Consider the following 15,830-nt stretch of genomic DNA (forward strand, 5'->3'; position numbering starts at 1 on the left):
AATGGCACTGACCGCATCGGTCAAGGAAGAACTTTCCCGGCTGGACATCAAGAAGTCTTCCGTCCGCAAGGCCGAAGTCTCGGCCATGCTGCGTTTTGCCGGCGGATTGCACATCATTTCGGGCCGCATCGTGATCGAGGCAGAGGTTGACCTCGCCTCCACGGCGCGCCGGCTTCGCGCCGCGATCGCCGAAGTCTACGGGCACCAGAGCGAGATCATCGTCGTCTCCGGTAGCGGCCTCCGGCGCGGTAGCCGCTATGTGGTGCGTGTAGTGCGCGACGGCGAGGCCTTGGCTCGTCAGACGGGCCTCCTGGACGGCCGTGGACGGCCTGTCCGCGGGTTGCCGTCCGCCGTCGTCAATGGTTCGGCGTCCGACGCCGAAGCGGTCTGGCGCGGAGCTTTCCTGGCTCACGGTTCGCTTACCGAACCGGGCAGGTCCTCCTCGCTCGAAGTCACCTGCCCCGGACCGGAGTCCGCCCTTGCCCTGGTCGGAGCCGCCCGTCGCCTCGGAATCCAGGCCAAGGCGAGGGAAGTGCGCGGGGTGGATCGCGTGGTCATTCGCGACGGCGACACCATTGCCGCGTTGCTCACCCGGATGGGCGCCCATGACGCCCTCATGGTGTGGGAGGAACGCCGCATGCGGAAGGAAGTACGGGCGACGGCCAACCGCCTTGCGAACTTCGACGACGCCAACCTTCGCCGCTCGGCCCAGGCGGCCGTCGCCGCCGGCGCCCGGGTGGACAGGGCCCTGGAAATCCTGGGCGACGACGTTCCGGACCACCTCAAGTACGCCGGTGAGCTCCGGGTGGCGCACAAGCAGGCCAGCCTGGATGAACTGGGCCGGCTCGCTGATCCGCCGATGACCAAGGACGCGATCGCGGGGCGGATCCGCCGGCTGTTGGCCATGGCGGACAAACGCGCCGGAGACCTGGGCATCCCCGGTACCGAGGCAAATGTGACCCCCGAAATGATGGACGAATAAAGCGCCCGCCCTAGAATCGTCAGGGTGTAGATTTCCGGCCGGTTTGCCGATCGGATGAACAAAACGAGAGTTACCAACCGGACCCCGGTCCACTACATTGGAGGATTTCGTGACAGAGTACGTACTGCCCGAGCTCGGCTACGACTACGCAGCACTTGAGCCGCACATTTCGGCGAAGATCATGGAGCTGCACCACAGCAAGCACCACGCTGCATATGTAGCCGGCGCCAACAACGCCCTGGCCCAGTTGGCAGAGGCCCGCGACAAGGGCGATTTCGCCAACATCAACCGCCTTTCCAAGGACCTCGCGTTCCACACCGGCGGCCACATCAACCACTCCGTGTTCTGGAACAACATCTCCCCGGACGGCGGCGACAAGCCCGAGGGCGAGCTGGCGGCAGCGATTGACGACGCCTTCGGCTCCTTCGATGCGTTCCGTGCCCAGTTCTCGGCAGCTGCCCTTGGCCTCCAGGGATCCGGCTGGGGCTTCCTCGCCTACGAGCCCATCGGTGGCAACCTCCTCATCGAGCAGCTCTACGACCAGCAGGGCAACGTCGCAGTCGGCACCACGCCTCTGCTCATGCTGGACATGTGGGAGCACGCTTTCTACCTGGACTACGTCAACGTCAAGGCTGACTACGTCAAGGCTTTCTGGAACATCGTCAACTGGGCCGACGTCGCGAAGCGCTTCGAGGCAGCCCGCGCAAACGCCACCGGACTGATCGTTCTCTAGGGAACTCCGTCCCGAATCGGTGAGTGACGCGGAATACACGGGAATGTAACAAACTTCACATTCAGGTGAATTTCGCCCAAATACCGGATTGTCTGCCCCCGCAGTTGCGGGGGCAGACGTAGTTAAACGTAAGATGGGTCACGGAAGGCGGTTAGCCTTCAGCAACGTGGCTGGTCGCCCTCCGATCTGATAATCACTTCTGCCCAATGATGTGCGGGAATTGTTAGTTGGAATCAAGATCCGACTCACTAGGTGTGCTTGCAAGAGCACCAAGGAGACTGAAATAGTGACCACCCGTATTGGTATCAACGGCTTTGGCCGCATCGGCCGCAACTACTTCCGCGCAGCACTCGCCCAGGGTGCAGATCTCGAAATTGTTGCGGTCAACGACCTCACGAGTCCCGAGGCTCTTGCCCACCTGCTGAAGTACGACTCCGTCGGCGGCCGCCTGACCCAGTCCGTTGAAGTCAAGGAGGGCAACCTCATTGTCGACGGCAGCATCATCAAGGTCCTTGCAGAGCGCGATCCCGCGAACCTCCCGTGGGGTGAGCTGGGCGTGGACATCGTCATCGAGTCCACCGGCTTCTTCACCAAGGCTGCCGCCGCACAGAAGCACATCGATGCTGGTGCCAAGAAGGTCCTGATTTCCGCCCCGGCTTCGGACGAAGACATCACCATCGTCATGGGTGTCAACCACGAGCTCTACGACCCCGCAGCACACCACATCATCTCCAACGCATCCTGCACCACCAACTGCCTCGGCCCGCTGGCCAAGGTTGTCAACGACGCCTTCGGCATCGAGCGCGGCCTCATGACCACGGTTCACGCCTACACGGCAGACCAGAACCTGCAGGACGGCCCGCACAGCGACCTTCGCCGCGCCCGCGCCGCAGCCATCAACATGGTCCCCACGTCCACCGGTGCGGCCAAGGCGATCGGCCTCGTCCTTCCGGAACTCAAGGGCAAGCTCGACGGTTACGCCATCCGCGTTCCGGTTCCCACCGGTTCCGCCACTGACCTGACCGTCACGGTTTCCCGTGAAGTCACCGTCGAGGAAGTCAACGCGGCCCTTAAGGCAGCTTCGGAGACCGAGCAGTTCAAGGGCATCCTGAGCTACACGGCGGACCCGATCGTATCTTCGGACATCGTTGGCGACCCCGCTTCCTCGATCTTCGACTCCGGCCTGACCAAGGTCATCGGCAACCAGGTCAAGGTTGTTTCTTGGTATGACAACGAATGGGGCTACTCCAACCGCCTCGTTGACCTCACGGAGCTTGTCGCATCCAAGCTGGGCTAGGGTAGACACATGACATCTCACACCCTCAACGAACTGATCGCTGAAGGTGTCCGCGGGCGGTACATTCTCGTCAGAAGTGACCTGAATGTGCCGCTCGACGGCTCTACAGTGACCGACGACGGCCGCATTAAGGCCTCCCTCCCGGTCATCGAAAAGCTCTCGGACGCCGGTGCCCGCGTGCTCGTCACGGCCCACCTAGGACGCCCCAAGGGTGCTCCCGAGGCCAAGTATTCGCTCAAGCCCGCTGTAGCGCGGCTTTCGGAGCTCGCTCCATTCAAAGTCCGGCTCGCGGAAGACACCGTTGGTGAGTCCGCAAAGGAGTTGGCCCTGGCCCTCGAGGATGGAGACGTCCTGGTTCTCGAGAACGTCCGCTTCGACGCTCGCGAGACCAGCAAGGACGACGCCGAGCGCGGCGCCTTCGCCGATGAACTCGTAGCGCTGACCGGTGACAACGGCGCCTTCGTTGATGACGCCTTTGGTGCCGTTCACCGCAAGCACGCGAGCGTCTACGACGTCGCCACCCGGCTTCCTTCCTACCAAGGGGACCTCGTGCACACCGAGGTCGAGGTACTGCGCAAGCTCACCACCGATACACAGCGCCCGTACGTTGTTGTTCTCGGAGGCTCCAAGGTATCGGACAAGCTCGCCGTGATCGACAACCTCTTGGGTAAGGCGGACACCATCCTGGTTGGTGGCGGGATGCTCTTCACCTTCCTGGCAGCGTCCGGCCACAAGGTCGCGGGCAGCTTGCTTGAAGCTGACCAGATTCCGGTGGTCCAGGATTACCTCAAGCGCGCTTCCGACGCCGGTACCGCTTTCGTCGTACCCACCGACGTCGTGGTCGCGAGCCGCTTTGCCGCGGACGCCGAACACGAAGTGGTCGCCGCCGATGCGATCGAGGACAGCTCATTCGGTGCCGCAGGCATTGGCCTGGACATCGGGCCGGTATCTGCGGCGGCTTTCGCTGAGCAGATCAAGGCCGCCAAGACCGTGTTCTGGAACGGGCCTATGGGCGTCTTTGAATTCGAGGCCTTCTCGGACGGGACCCGCGCTATCGCGCAGGCTTTGACTGAGACGCCTGCATTCACGGTGGTCGGTGGTGGCGACTCCGCCGCAGCTGTCCGGACCCTCGGCTTTGAGGACTCCCAGTTCGGCCACATTTCAACCGGCGGCGGCGCAAGCCTGGAGTACCTTGAAGGCAAGGATCTTCCTGGCCTGAGCGTGCTGGACCGCTAAGGCTACACAGCCGGCGGGGCGCCCTTCTTAGAAGGCTAGCGCTCCGCCGGCTTCCCTATCTCAACGCATTTTTGGAGCACACGTGACAACTTCTGCCAACGGAAACTTCGTCCGCAAGCCTTTCATTGCCGGCAACTGGAAAATGAACATGGACCACGTCCAGGGCATCACCCTGTTGCAGAAGCTGGCATGGACCCTGTCCGACGCCAAGCACGATTACAGCCGGGTCGAGGTGGCGGTCTTCCCGCCGTTCACGGACCTCCGCGGTGTGCAGACCCTCGTCCAGGGCGACGAACTGGACGTTGTCTACGGCGGCCAGGACCTCTCACAGTTCGACTCCGGAGCCTACACCGGCGACATCTCCGGCCAATTCCTCAACAAGCTGGGTTGCGCATACGTTCTGGTGGGTCACAGCGAACGCCGCACCATCCACAACGAGGCTGACCAGGTCCTCAACGCGAAGGTCAAAGCGGCCTTCCGTCACGAGGTAACGCCGGTCCTGTGTGTCGGCGAGGGCCTTGAGATCCGCCAGGCCGGCACCCACGTCGAGCACACGCTTGCCCAGTTGCGTGCCGGCGTCGAAGGGCTCTCAGCGGAGCAAGCCGGCGATCTCGTTGTCGCCTACGAACCGGTCTGGGCCATTGGCACGGGCGAAGTGGCTGGTCCGGAAGACGCACAGGAAATGTGCGTCGCTATCCGTGCCGAGCTTGCTTCGTTGTTCGATGATTCGGTCGCTGCCAAGACCCGCCTCCTCTACGGTGGCTCGGTGAAGGCCAATAACGCAGCAGCTATCATGGCCGGCTCCGACGTAGACGGCCTCCTGGTGGGTGGAGCGAGCCTCGACCCCGCTGAGTTTGCTAACATTGTCAGGTTCGAGAGCCACCTTAGCGCGGCTTAGTCCGTTCAAGGCTCCGCTCCCGTTTTCCGTTCTTCTGAAAGGCCGTCGTGGACGTTCTTCAAGTCATTCTGCAGATCCTGCTGGGCATCACCAGTCTTCTGCTGACGCTGCTCATACTCCTGCACAAGGGACGGGGCGGCGGGTTGTCCGATATGTTTGGCGGTGGAATGAGCTCGGGATTGAGCTCTTCGGGTGTCGCAGAGCGAAACCTCAACCGTTTCACCATCGTCTTGGGCTGCACTTGGGGTGTCGTAATCATCGGCCTTGGCCTCATCATGCGCTTCACCTCCGGCGGAGATTCCTAGCTCTCCCGATTGAGTTCCGGGTGTAGCAAACTGCCCGGAAACCTGCCGTCGTCGGGTTCACCGCATTAGACTAGGCTGCATGGCCTGCACCGCCATGCAGCCGAACTCTCAAGGGGATCGACGATGGTTCATGGTTCTTCAGGATTCCGAGGCACACGGGCCGGTGTAACAGCCGGATCGGCCCCGAGAAACCAACCCGACTCCATAGTTGGCGAAAGCTTGCCGCGTATTCGTGTTCCCTATTGGTGCGCCAAGGGACATGAGACGCGGCTTGTTTTCGTTAAACTTCCGGAAGATCAAATTCCGGTCCGATGGGACTGCCCGAAGTGTGGCCTGGTTGCCGTCCGCGAACAAGGCGAGGCGACGATGGAGCGTGCGGACGAAGAAATCTTCAAGAGCCACCTGGACTACGTTAAAGAACGACGCTCCAGCCAGGAAGCGGAGATTGTCCTGGCTGGAGCGCTGAAACGGCTACGCGCCCGCAGGATCCTTCCGGATGAGCTGCTGGGGGACACGTGAGGCCGCATTTTCGTCGATGAGCCAAAGGGTCCTCGACCTGCCAAGCGGGCCTGAGGCGGGAACCTGGATCGGGTTGGCCCCGGCGAGGGCCAGGCCCACGGCCCCGGCCTTGTCTTCGCCTGCCACTACCATCCAGATCTCCTGGGCGGAATTGATGGCGGGCAGGGTCAGTGAAATCCTCGACGGCGGCGGCTTGGGGGAGTTCTCGACCCCCACCACTGTGCGGTCCTGGACACGGATACCCGCTTGCTCAGGGAAGAGCGAGGCAACGTGCGCATCCGGGCCCACGCCCAGCAGCAGGATGTCGAAACGCGGCAGCTCGCCAGCATGCTCCGGTCGGTTGTCCGAAGTATCTGCGGCGTGCTCTGCCTCCGCAGCGGCCTTGAGCCGGGCTGCATAGTCCGCTGCGGCGTCATCTGCGGTGGCGAACTCGTCCGAGGAACCCGGTTCGTGCACGCGGTCGGGATCCACCGGCAGGCTGGAGAGCAGTGCCTCACGGGCTTGTACTGTGTTGCGGTCTGTGCTGTCCTTGCCAACGAACCGCTCGTCACCCCACCAGAAGTTGACGCGGGACCAGTCGACTGCCGGCGCCGCGGGTGAGTCGGCAACTGCTTTCAGGGTGCCGATGCCCACGGTTCCGCCGGTGAGGACCACCGTGGCTTCGCCGTGTTTGTCCTGCACGTCCACCAGCTTGGTGATAAGCCTTGCTGCGATCGCGGCCATAAGGACGGCGGAGTTGGGATGGATGCTTACTCTAGGGTCAGCGCTCACTGGGACGGTCACTCCTTGCTATTGGTTCGGGGCAGTCCCATAGTAATCACTTCTCCGAAGACATCGTCCGGATCAAGGCGACGCAGTTCTTCGGCGAGGCAATCCCGCAAGCTGCGGCGTGGCAGTGAAATCCGCTGCGCGGGTTGGCCAGGCTGGGTCAGTTCCGCGATGGTGAGGCCGGGACGGACCAGCTGGACGTCGCCGGTGGCTCGGCTCAGCCGCACCCTGCGGATGCCCGTTCCCGCCGGATCCGCGACAATCTGGACCGGGGCGTCGAGGAACAATGTGAGCCAGGCGGCCAGCAAAAGCGTGCTCGGGGAGTCCGAAGCGCCCTCGACGGCGATTGCCGTGACGGGCGATTCGTCCACCTGGTCCAGGGCTGCCGCGAGCTGCAGGCGCCAATTGGTCAGGCGTGTCCAGGCGAGATCGGTGTCGCCTGCCCGGTACGTTTTCCGGACCCGGGCCAGGGCCGCGGCGGGGTCGGGCTCGTTGGCGGAATCTGTGATGCGGCGGTGCGCAATACGTCCGATGGAGGTCTCGCACGCGTTCTCGGGTGCTCCGTGCGGCCACCAGGCCACGATCGGCGCGTCGGGCAGGAGCAGTGCCGCGACGAGGGATTCGCTTTCCTTGGCGAGCTCACCGTAGCCCCGCAGCACGATCACCTCGGATGCTCCGGCGTCGCCGCCCACCCGGATCTGGGCGTCCAGTCGGTTTGGCGCTTCACTGCCTGCGTCGGCAAGCACGATGATGCGGCACGGGTGTTCGCGGCTGGCCTCGTTGGCTGCCTCGATTGCTTCTTCCTCGAGACCCGACTTGGTGACCACCACGAGGGTCAGGACGCGTCCGAGGGCGATCACACCTCCCTGCTCGCGCAGGGAGGTGATCTTCTTGGAGATCTTGGAGGTGGTGGTGTCGGGAAGATCTACGATCATGGCCTTCTCCAGGTTCGTCCGTCGCGGGCAAGCAGCTCGTCGGCCGAGGCCGGCCCCCAGCTGCCGGGAGCATAGGGTTCGGGTTGTTCGTCGAGTCCGGCCCAGTATTCTTCGAAGGGGTCCAGGATCTTCCAGGACTCCTCGACTTCCTGATGCCGGGGGAAGAGCGGCGGCTCGCCCAGCAGCACGTCCAGGATGAGGCGTTCGTAGGCCTCCGGGCTGGACTCGGTGAACGAATGCCCGTATCCGAAGTCCATGGTGACGTCGCGGACTTCCATCTGCGTGCCGGGAACCTTGGAGCCGAAGCGGATGGTGGCGCCTTCATCGGGCTGCACCCGGATGACCACGGCGTTTTGGCCGAAGTCGTCCTCACCGTGGCCGCGGAAGAGCAGGTTAGGTGCCCGTTTGAACACCACGGCGATTTCCGTGACGCGGCGGCCAAGCCGTTTGCCGGCGCGGAGGTAGAACGGCGCCCCGGCCCAGCGCCGGGTGTGGATGTCCAGGCGGATGGCCGCATAGGTTTCCGTCTTGGAATCGGCCGGGATCCCCTCTTCCTCAAGGTAGCCCTGCACCAGCTCACCGCCCTGCCAGCCGCCGGTAAACTGGCCGCGGGCCGAGTGGGTGGACAGGTCGTCGGGCAGCCTGACCGCTGCCAGGACCTTTTCCTTCTCGGCACGCAGGTCATCGGCGTTGAAAGAGATGGGCTCCTCCATGGCCGTCAGCGCGAGCAGCTGCAGGAGGTGGTTCTGGATGACATCGCGGGCTGCTCCGACGCCGTCGTAATATCCCGCGCGACCGCCGGTGCCAATGTCCTCGGCCATGGTGATCTGGACGTGGTCAACGTAGTTGGCGTTCCAGAGGGGCTCGAACAACTGGTTGGCGAAGCGAAGGGCCAGGATGTTCTGGACCGTCTCCTTGCCGAGGTAGTGGTCGATGCGGAAGACCGCGTCCTGCGGGAAGACGGACTCCACGATGTCGTTGAGCTTTCGAGCGGACTCCAGGTCGTGGCCAAAGGGCTTCTCAATGACCACACGGCGCCACTGGCCGTCGCCAGCCTGCGCCAGTCCGTGCTTGGAGAGCTGGCGGCAGACCTGCTCGAAGGCCTTGGGCGGAATAGACAGGTAGAAACCGTGATTGCCGCGCGTGCCGCGGGTCTCGTCCAGTTCATCGAGCGTGGCGCTGAGGCGCTTGAACGCCTGGTCGTCGTCGAACTCTCCCTGGACGAAGCGGATGCCCTCGGACAACTGGTTCCAGACGGCGTCGTCGAACGGGGTGCGGGAGTGCGCCTTGACGTTCTCCTTGACCTCGTCCGCGAAGTCCTCGTTGCTCCAGTCGCGGCGGCCGAAGCCGACGAGCGCGAAGCTCGGCGGCAAAAGCCCGCGGTTGGCGAGGTCGTAGACCGCCGGCATGAGTTTCTTACGGGCGAGGTCGCCGGTGACTCCGAAGAACACCAGCGACGAGGGCCCTGCGATGCGGTTCAGGCGCCGGTCCCGCGGATCCCGAAGGGGATTGCGGTGGCTTGCCTTTCCGGTGGACCGGTAACCGTTTTCAGTTTCTGGCATGTTTGGATTTGTGCCTTAGCTTTCGAGCGCGCTGGCCTGGCCGGCCAGTGCGGCGACGATTTCCTGGAGCTGGGCAACTCCGGCTCCACGATCCGTGAGGTGCAGCCGCAGGACCGGACGGCCGTGGTTCTCCAGAACCTGGGCATCACCGGCCGCCTGAGCTGCAATCAGCTGACCGAAGGTGAAAGGGCGTTCCGGGATGGCGATGTCGCCGGTCGCGGAAGCCGTAATCTGCAGGAACGAACCAATAGCCGGTCCGCCCTTGTGGAATTGTCCGGTGGAGTGGAGGAAGCGCGGCCCCCAGCCGAAAGTGACCGGCCGGCCACCGATGCCAGCCAGTTCGTCGCGAATACCTTCCAGCTGCGCGAATGCGATCCGGTCGAAGTATGCTTGGACGCTCAGGTAGCCATCGGTGCCAAGTTCGGCAAGGAGTGCCTTGACGGCCTCGGCGGCCGTTGCCGCGTCGCCGAGCCATGAACCCCCACGGACCTCGATCGCTCCGTCGACGAAGTTCGCCGGCGTGGGCTCAGGACGTGCGTCAAGGAGGCCACGGGCGGCAATCTTGGCCGCTTCGACGTCGGGCTGGTCAAACGGGTTGATGCCCAACAGGCGCCCTGCGACGGCGGTGGCAAACTCCCAGACGAACATCTGGGTGGCCAGGCCACCAGCGATGGCGGCTTCGTTTTCGCCGAGTTCGACGTCGGAGTCCGCGCCGACGAGGCGGATCACCAGGACGTCCTCAGCGCCGCCGCTGACCTCGGGTGCGGACGGACCCGCCACAACCGGCAAAACGCCGGTGCCGAGCTTCCCCGTGGACTCGGCGATGAGCTGTTCGGCCCAATCGGCGAAGCCGACAATGCCGGAACCGTCTTCGACGATGACGACCTTGTTGCGCAGCGGGGTGGTTCCGGCAAGCGCAACGCCAAGCCGGAGTCCGATGTTTTCAGGTGAGTCATCGTTGAGGATCTCCGCAGCTTCCTCGGCCTCATCCAGGAATGCCTGGATGTCGACTCCGGCAAGGCCGCTGGGGACCAACCCGAAAGCCGTCAGCGCCGAAAAGCGGCCGCCGACGTTCGGGTCGGCGTTGAAGACGGCACGGTAGCCGGCTTCACGGGAGGCCTTGTCCAGCGGGGAACCGGGATCGGTCACGATGATGATGCGGCTCTTGGCATCGATGCCGGCCTCGGTAAAGGACTGCTCGAATACCCGTCGCTGGGAGTCGGTCTCCACAGTGGAACCCGACTTGGAGGAGACCACGATGGCGGTCTCTGCGAGGCGGTCCGCCAGGGCAGCGCCGACCTGTTCGGGGTCTGTGCTGTCCAGCACGGTCAGCTCGACGCCAGCGGTGCCGGCAATGACCTCGGGGGCAAGCGATGAGCCGCCCATGCCACACAGGACAATGCGGGAGACGCCCTCGGCCCGGAGGGCATCCCGGAGTTCCAGGATTCCCTCGACCAGAGGCTGGGAAACGGTTGCCGCCTCCACCCATCCGAGACGGATGGCGGATTCGGACTCTGCGTCGGGACCCCACAAGGTGTGGTCCTTGGCGAAAATCCTGGTGGCAATCCGGTCTTCAACAAGTGCCGGGATGTGCAGTTCGATGGCCTGCTGCGCAGCACCGCTGGCGTCGTAGCTGAGAGTGCTCATGTGGGTTAGGAAGCCTTCCGTGCAGAGGCGAGGGCGCCTTCGACGTCGGCCAGAAGTTCCTTCCAGCTGGCGACGAACTTGTCCAGGCCTTCGGATTCTAGGATTGCGACGACGTCGTTGTAGGAGATGCCCAGGCCCTCCAGAGCGTCGAGGACGCTGTTTGCTTCCTCGTAGGTACCGGAGACGGTGTCACCCGTGACCACGCCGTGGTCGAACGTGGCGTCGAGGGTCTTCTCCGGCATGGTGTTGACCACGCCGGCGGCGACCAGCTCGGTCACGTACAGGGTGTCCGGGTATGCCGGGTCCTTGACGCCGGTGGAGGCCCACAGCGGACGCTGCGGGAGCGCGCCGGCCTCGGCCAGGACTGCCCAGCGTTCGGTGGAGAACAGCTCTTCGTAGACCTGGTAGGCGAGGCGGGCGTTCGCAACGCCTGCCTTGCCCTTGAGGGCCTTGGCTTCATCGGTGCCCAGGGCATTGAGGCGCTTGTCGATCTCGGAGTCCACGCGGGAAACGAAGAAGGACGCCACGGAGTGGATCTTGGAGAGGTCGTGGCCGTTTTCCTTGGCCAGCTCCAGGCCGGACTGGAAGGCGTTGATGACGGCGCGGTAGCGCTCCAGGGAGAAGATCAGGGTCACGTTTACGCTGATGCCCTCGGCCAGGGTCGCCGTGATGGCCGCGAGGCCTTCAAGGGTTGCCGGGATCTTGATGTGGACGTTGTCCTTGTTGACCTTCTTGTAGAGGTGCTTGGCCTCGGCGATGGTGCCTTCGGTGTCCCAGGCAAGGCGGGGGTCCACCTCGATGGAGACGCGGCCGTCCACGCCTTTGCTCGCAGCGGCAACCGGAGCGAAGAGGTCGCACGCGTCGGCGACGTCGCGGGTGGTGATTTCGAAGACGGTCTCTTCGACCGTGGCGCCCTTGGCGGCCTCCTCGGCAATCACTGCGTCGTAGTCGCTGCCGGAAGTGATGGCGGCGTGGAAGATCGACGGGTTGGTGGTCACACCAACCACATTCTTCTCGTCGATGAGCTTCTGCAGGCTGCCGCTGGACAGGCGTTCCCGGGAAAGGTCATCAAGCCAGATGGACACTCCGGCGTCGGAGAGCTGCTGGGTGGGAGTCGTAGTCATTTTCTTTTATCTCCTTGAAAATCTATTCGTTGCAGTCGAATTCGTCTCAGGCGCGTTTCAGCTACCGAGACCCGCGAGGGAGTCCTTGGCGGCGGCGGCGACTGCTTCTGCCGTGATGCCGAACTCCTTGAAGAGGCGCTTGTAGTCTGCCGAGGCGCCGAAGTGCTCGAGGCTGATGGAGCGTCCGGCGTCGCCGACGAATTCCTTCCAGCCCAGGGCCAGGCCGGCCTCGACTGAGACGCGGGCCTTGACGGCGGCCGGAAGTACGGACTCGCGGTACGCGGCGTCCTGCTTGTTGAACCACTCGACGCACGGCATGGAGACAACGCGGGTGGCGATGCCCTCGGCCTGGAGCGCTTGGCGGGCGTTCACGGCGAGCTGGACTTCGGAACCGGTGCCGATCAGGATGACCTCGGCCGGGACCGTTGCGCCGTCCTTCGAAGCCTCCGCCAAAACGTAGCCGCCCTTCGCGACTCCGGCGGTGGAGCCGAAGGTGTCACCCTCGGCAACGCCTTCGCCGCGTGCGTAAGTCGGGATGTTCTGGCGAGTCAGCACGATGCCTGCAGGGTTCTCGTGGTTCTCCAGCATGGTCTTCCATGCTGCGGCAACCTCGTTGGCATCACCCGGACGGACAACGTCCAGGCCCGGGATCGCACGCAGGGTGGACAGCTGCTCCACCGGCTGGTGGGTAGGGCCGTCCTCGCCCAGGCCGATCGAGTCGTGGGTCCACACATACAGTGACGGAACACCCATGAGGGCGCCGAGGCGGATGGCGGGGCGCTGGTAGTCACTGAAGATCAGGAACGTGCCGGAGAATGCCCGGGTCCGGCCGTGCAGCGAAATGCCGTTCACGATCGATGCGGCGGCGTGCTCGCGGATACCGAAGTGCAATACCCGGCCGTATGGGTTTCCCTTCCAGGCGCCGGTGGAGCGCGAGGCCGGAATGAACGACGGAGAACCTTCGATGGTGGTGTTGTTGGACTCGGCGAGGTCGGCGGAACCGCCCCACAGTTCCGGAAGGACCGGGCCGATCGCGTTCAGGACCTTGCCGGAAGCTGCGCGGGTGGAGACTTCCTTGCCTGCTTCGAACACCGGCAGCGCGGCGTCGAGCTCGACCGGAAGCTTTTTGGCCTCGATGCGCTCAAGGAGTGCCGCGTTCTCCGGGTTGGCGGCCTGCCATGCCTCGAAGGATGCCTGCCAGTCGCTGCGGGCGGCTGCGCCGCGTTCGACGACGGCCCGGGCGTGTGCCAGGACGTCCTCGTCAACCTGGAAGGAACGCTCGGGGTCGAAGCCCAGGACTTCCTTCAGGGCTGCGACTTCTTCGGCGCCGAGGGCGGAACCATGGATCTTGCCGGTGTTCTGCTTCTTGGGGGCCGGGTAGCCGATGATGGTGCGCAGCGAGATGATGGACGGCTTTGTGGTCTCGGCCTTGGCGGCGAGGAGGGCGCCGTAGAGCTCCTGGACGTCTTCGACGTATTCGCCGGTCTTGGTCCAGTCCACGCGCTGGGTGTGCCAGCCGTAGGCCTCATAGCGCTTGAGCACGTCTTCGGTGAACGCGACGTCGGTGTCGTCTTCGATGGAGATGTGGTTCTCGTCGTAGATCACTACGAGGTTGCCTAGTTCCTGGTGGCCGGCCAGGGAGGAAGCCTCAGAAGTCACGCCTTCCTGGAGGTCGCCGTCGGACGCAATGACCCAGATGGTGTGGTCGAACGGGCTCTCGCCGGCGGGGGCGTCGGCGTCGAACAGGCCGCGCATCCGGCGCTGCGAGTAGGCGAAGCCCACCGAGGACGCTAGTCCCTGGCCCAGCGGGCCGGTGGTGATCTCGACGCCGGCAGTGTGCTTGTATTCCGGGTGGCCGGGGGTTAGTGATCCCCAGGTGCGCAGGGCCTCGAGGTCCTTCAGTTCCAGGCCGTAGCCGGAAAGGAACAACTGGATGTACAGGGTCAGTGATGTGTGTCCGGGGGACAGGACGAAACGGTCACGGCCGATCCAGTCCGGGTGCTTCGGGTCGTGGCGCATCAGCTTCTGGAACAGCAGGTAGGCGGCCGGTGCAAGGCTCATGGCCGTGCCGGGGTGACCGTTGCCGACCTTCTCGACGGCGTCAGCTGCCAAAACGCGGACGGTGTCCACGGCGCGCTGGTCCAGGCTTGTCCAAGTCAGTTCTTGCTCTTCCAAATGTGGCACGTAAACCGAGCCCCTCTCTGTGCTGACGGCTGGTGACGGCACGTGGCAAGCCTCGGGCACAGGATGGCGCCCGCTGCGAAGTGTCTACCAGCCGTTCACCATTGAAACGTTGATCTATCATCCAGACATGCAAATCTGAGAATACGCTTTCTCGGAAACCTGCGTGAGCTGATCTGCAGACAGCTTAGCCCGGTTCCGGGCCCCAAATGGTGGGAATCTCAAAAAATGGACGCAAATTCCGTTTTATGAATCACCGCGACGTCAAAGTGCCGGTGAACTTTCGGAAACAAAGGAAAGTTCCGGGTGCCGTGGCGTCGGACAGGCCACGGTATGATATCTGGAGGCCACCAGCGGCGAGTGCGCCTTTCATCCAAAGCGGGGTCCAAAGCACGCATTGAATCCAAGCTTCGCCTTGCGCCCCGGTTTTTGAGGTGCCCGGATGGACTGGCGCCGCCGCTGCGAGAACACCAGAGCAAAGAACAGAGTGACTGCCAACGTGAGCACAACAGATACGTCCCTCAACGTTTCCCCGGCTGCGGGGAAACGTGGAATGTCCCGTAAGTTCAAGGCGTATCTGGCACTGACCAAACCCCGCGTGATCGAGTTGCTGCTGGTCAGCACCCTGCCCACCATGATCTTCGCCGAGCGCGGCTTCCCCTCCATCGGGTTGATTCTCGCCACGCTGGTGGGTGGCGCATTCGCGGCCGGCAGTGCCGGGGTCTTCAACTGTTACATCGACCGTGACATCGACAAGCTGATGCACCGCACGGAAAAGCGGCCCCTTGTAACGGGCGAAGTAACTCCCCGCGAAGCGCTTGTCTTCGCTTGGATCCTTGGAGCTGCCTCGATCGCCATCCTGTGGTTCGGGGCCAACCCGCTTTCGGCATGGCTTGGCCTCGGTGCGATTGTTTTCTATGTTGTCATCTACACGATGATCCTCAAGCGCCGGACGGCGCAGAACATCGTGTGGGGCGGAGCTGCAGGGTGCTTCCCGGTGCTTATCGCCTGGGCCGCGGTGACAAACACTGTTGAGTGGCCCGCCGTCGTGCTCTTCATGGTGATCTTCCTCTGGACACCGCCACACTACTGGCCGTTGTCCATGCGCTACGGCGAGGACTACCGGAACGCCAACGTTCCCATGCTGGGGGCCATCGCCGGCGCCAAGGTGGTGTCCGTCCAGGTGGTTCTCTACGCGTGGGCCATGGTTGCTTGCTCGCTGCTCTTGGTGCCGGTTGGCCGCGCAGGCTGGGTGTACACCATCGCCGCAGTCCTCGCGGGCGCCTGGTTCCTGTATGAATCCCATGCCCTTTACAACCGGGCTCAGGGTGGCGACGTCTCGAACAAGGGAGCCATGAAGGTCTTCCACGGCTCCATCAGCTACCTGACTCTGCTCTTCATTGCCCTCGCCGTGGACCCGTTCATCGGTTCCCCGATTATCGGCGGCTGACGCCCCGGCCCCCTGGCCCCCCGATCTCCGGTCGCCGTCGTCGACGGACGCTCGCTCACGTATAGGCGCCCGTTCCCAAACGCCCGCTCACCTTTGAGGGCAAAAGCCGAAACCCTCCTGCAGCTTTTGCGGGCAAACGGAAGACCCTCCTTCACATCAGATGCGAAGGAAGGTCTTCTTTTTGGCTAAGGTG

The 15,830-nt window shown here is 63.8% G+C and carries 14 protein-coding genes; 8 read left to right on the plus strand and 6 right to left on the minus strand.

Going from position 1 to position 15,830, the window contains the following annotated elements; genetic code table 11:
* Position 1: 1 nt before the first annotated feature.
* From whiA to AC3ANQ_RS10865, 7 genes are all read left to right on the plus strand, one after another.
* A complete protein-coding gene (gene whiA, locus AC3ANQ_RS10835) occupies positions 2–982 on the plus strand; it encodes a DNA-binding protein WhiA (RefSeq protein ID WP_265977562.1) in 981 nt (326 codons plus the stop codon).
* Between the two features lie 109 nt (positions 983–1,091).
* Complete coding sequence (locus tag AC3ANQ_RS10840; protein ID WP_059389282.1) at positions 1,092–1,715, plus strand: superoxide dismutase; 624 nt, start codon at positions 1,092–1,094, stop codon at positions 1,713–1,715.
* 286 nt (positions 1,716–2,001) lie between these two features.
* Positions 2,002–3,012: a type I glyceraldehyde-3-phosphate dehydrogenase gene (gap, locus tag AC3ANQ_RS10845; protein ID WP_488305057.1), complete on the plus strand. Its 1,011-nt coding sequence runs from the start codon at positions 2,002–2,004 to the stop codon at positions 3,010–3,012.
* 9 nt (positions 3,013–3,021) lie between these two features.
* Complete coding sequence (locus tag AC3ANQ_RS10850) at positions 3,022–4,248, plus strand: phosphoglycerate kinase (protein WP_488305058.1); 1,227 nt, start codon at positions 3,022–3,024, stop codon at positions 4,246–4,248.
* 82 nt (positions 4,249–4,330) lie between these two features.
* Positions 4,331–5,146, plus strand: a complete 816-nt coding sequence (tpiA, locus tag AC3ANQ_RS10855) for a triose-phosphate isomerase (RefSeq protein WP_488305059.1) — start codon at positions 4,331–4,333, stop codon at positions 5,144–5,146.
* A gap of 47 nt (positions 5,147–5,193) precedes the next feature.
* Entirely contained in the window at positions 5,194–5,451 is a 258-nt protein-coding gene (gene secG / locus AC3ANQ_RS10860; protein WP_074589634.1) for a preprotein translocase subunit SecG, read from the plus strand.
* A 123-nt stretch (positions 5,452–5,574) separates the two neighbouring features.
* Complete coding sequence (locus AC3ANQ_RS10865) at positions 5,575–5,970, plus strand: RNA polymerase-binding protein RbpA (protein ID WP_488305060.1); 396 nt, start codon at positions 5,575–5,577, stop codon at positions 5,968–5,970.
* Here the strand turns inward: AC3ANQ_RS10865 and pgl are convergent.
* Genes pgl through tkt form a run of 6 tightly spaced genes read right to left on the minus strand, consistent with a single transcriptional unit; the run spans position 5,923 to position 14,181 of the window.
* Complete coding sequence (pgl, locus tag AC3ANQ_RS10870; RefSeq protein WP_488305061.1) at positions 5,923–6,741, minus strand: 6-phosphogluconolactonase; 819 nt, start codon at positions 6,739–6,741, stop codon at positions 5,923–5,925. The genes AC3ANQ_RS10865 and pgl overlap by 48 nt on opposite strands.
* Positions 6,742–6,749: 8 nt before the next feature.
* Positions 6,750–7,673 carry a glucose-6-phosphate dehydrogenase assembly protein OpcA gene (locus AC3ANQ_RS10875; protein ID WP_488305062.1) on the minus strand — a complete coding sequence of 308 codons (924 nt, stop codon included), beginning with the start codon at positions 7,671–7,673 and terminating at the stop codon, positions 6,750–6,752.
* Entirely contained in the window at positions 7,670–9,235 is a 1,566-nt protein-coding gene (zwf, locus tag AC3ANQ_RS10880) for a glucose-6-phosphate dehydrogenase (protein WP_268021510.1), read from the minus strand. Before zwf ends, AC3ANQ_RS10875 begins: the two co-directional genes overlap by 4 nt.
* 15 nt (positions 9,236–9,250) lie before the next feature.
* On the minus strand, positions 9,251–10,882 hold the full coding sequence (locus tag AC3ANQ_RS10885) for a glucose-6-phosphate isomerase (protein ID WP_488305063.1): 1,632 nt from the start codon (positions 10,880–10,882) through the stop codon (positions 9,251–9,253).
* Positions 10,883–10,887: 5 nt separating this feature from the next.
* Positions 10,888–12,006: a transaldolase gene (tal, locus tag AC3ANQ_RS10890; protein WP_488305064.1), complete on the minus strand. Its 1,119-nt coding sequence runs from the start codon at positions 12,004–12,006 to the stop codon at positions 10,888–10,890.
* Positions 12,007–12,063: 57 nt separating this feature from the next.
* A complete protein-coding gene (gene tkt, locus AC3ANQ_RS10895; protein ID WP_488305306.1) occupies positions 12,064–14,181 on the minus strand; it encodes a transketolase in 2,118 nt (705 codons plus the stop codon).
* A 493-nt stretch (positions 14,182–14,674) separates the two neighbouring features.
* Here tkt and AC3ANQ_RS10900 point away from each other — a divergent pair, with 493 nt between their 5' ends.
* Positions 14,675–15,637 (plus strand): heme o synthase, encoded by a 963-nt coding sequence (locus AC3ANQ_RS10900; protein WP_488305065.1) that lies wholly within the window; start codon positions 14,675–14,677, stop codon positions 15,635–15,637.
* Positions 15,638–15,830: the final 193 nt, after the last annotated feature.

This window comes from Arthrobacter sp. DMZ02-1R (assembly GCF_057747935.1).

Coding starts and splice junctions, on each gene's coding strand:
- whiA (WP_265977562.1), top strand. CDS start 2: ATGGCACTGACCGCATCGGTCAAGGAAGAACTTTCCCGGCTGGACATC.
- AC3ANQ_RS10850 (WP_488305058.1), top strand. CDS start 3,022: ATGACATCTCACACCCTCAACGAACTGATCGCTGAAGGTGTCCGCGGG.
- AC3ANQ_RS10865 (WP_488305060.1), top strand. CDS start 5,575: ATGGTTCATGGTTCTTCAGGATTCCGAGGCACACGGGCCGGTGTAACA.
- AC3ANQ_RS10875 (WP_488305062.1), bottom strand. CDS start 7,673: ATGATCGTAGATCTTCCCGACACCACCACCTCCAAGATCTCCAAGAAG.
- zwf (WP_268021510.1), bottom strand. CDS start 9,235: ATGCCAGAAACTGAAAACGGTTACCGGTCCACCGGAAAGGCAAGCCAC.
- AC3ANQ_RS10885 (WP_488305063.1), bottom strand. CDS start 10,882: ATGAGCACTCTCAGCTACGACGCCAGCGGTGCTGCGCAGCAGGCCATC.
- tal (WP_488305064.1), bottom strand. CDS start 12,006: ATGACTACGACTCCCACCCAGCAGCTCTCCGACGCCGGAGTGTCCATC.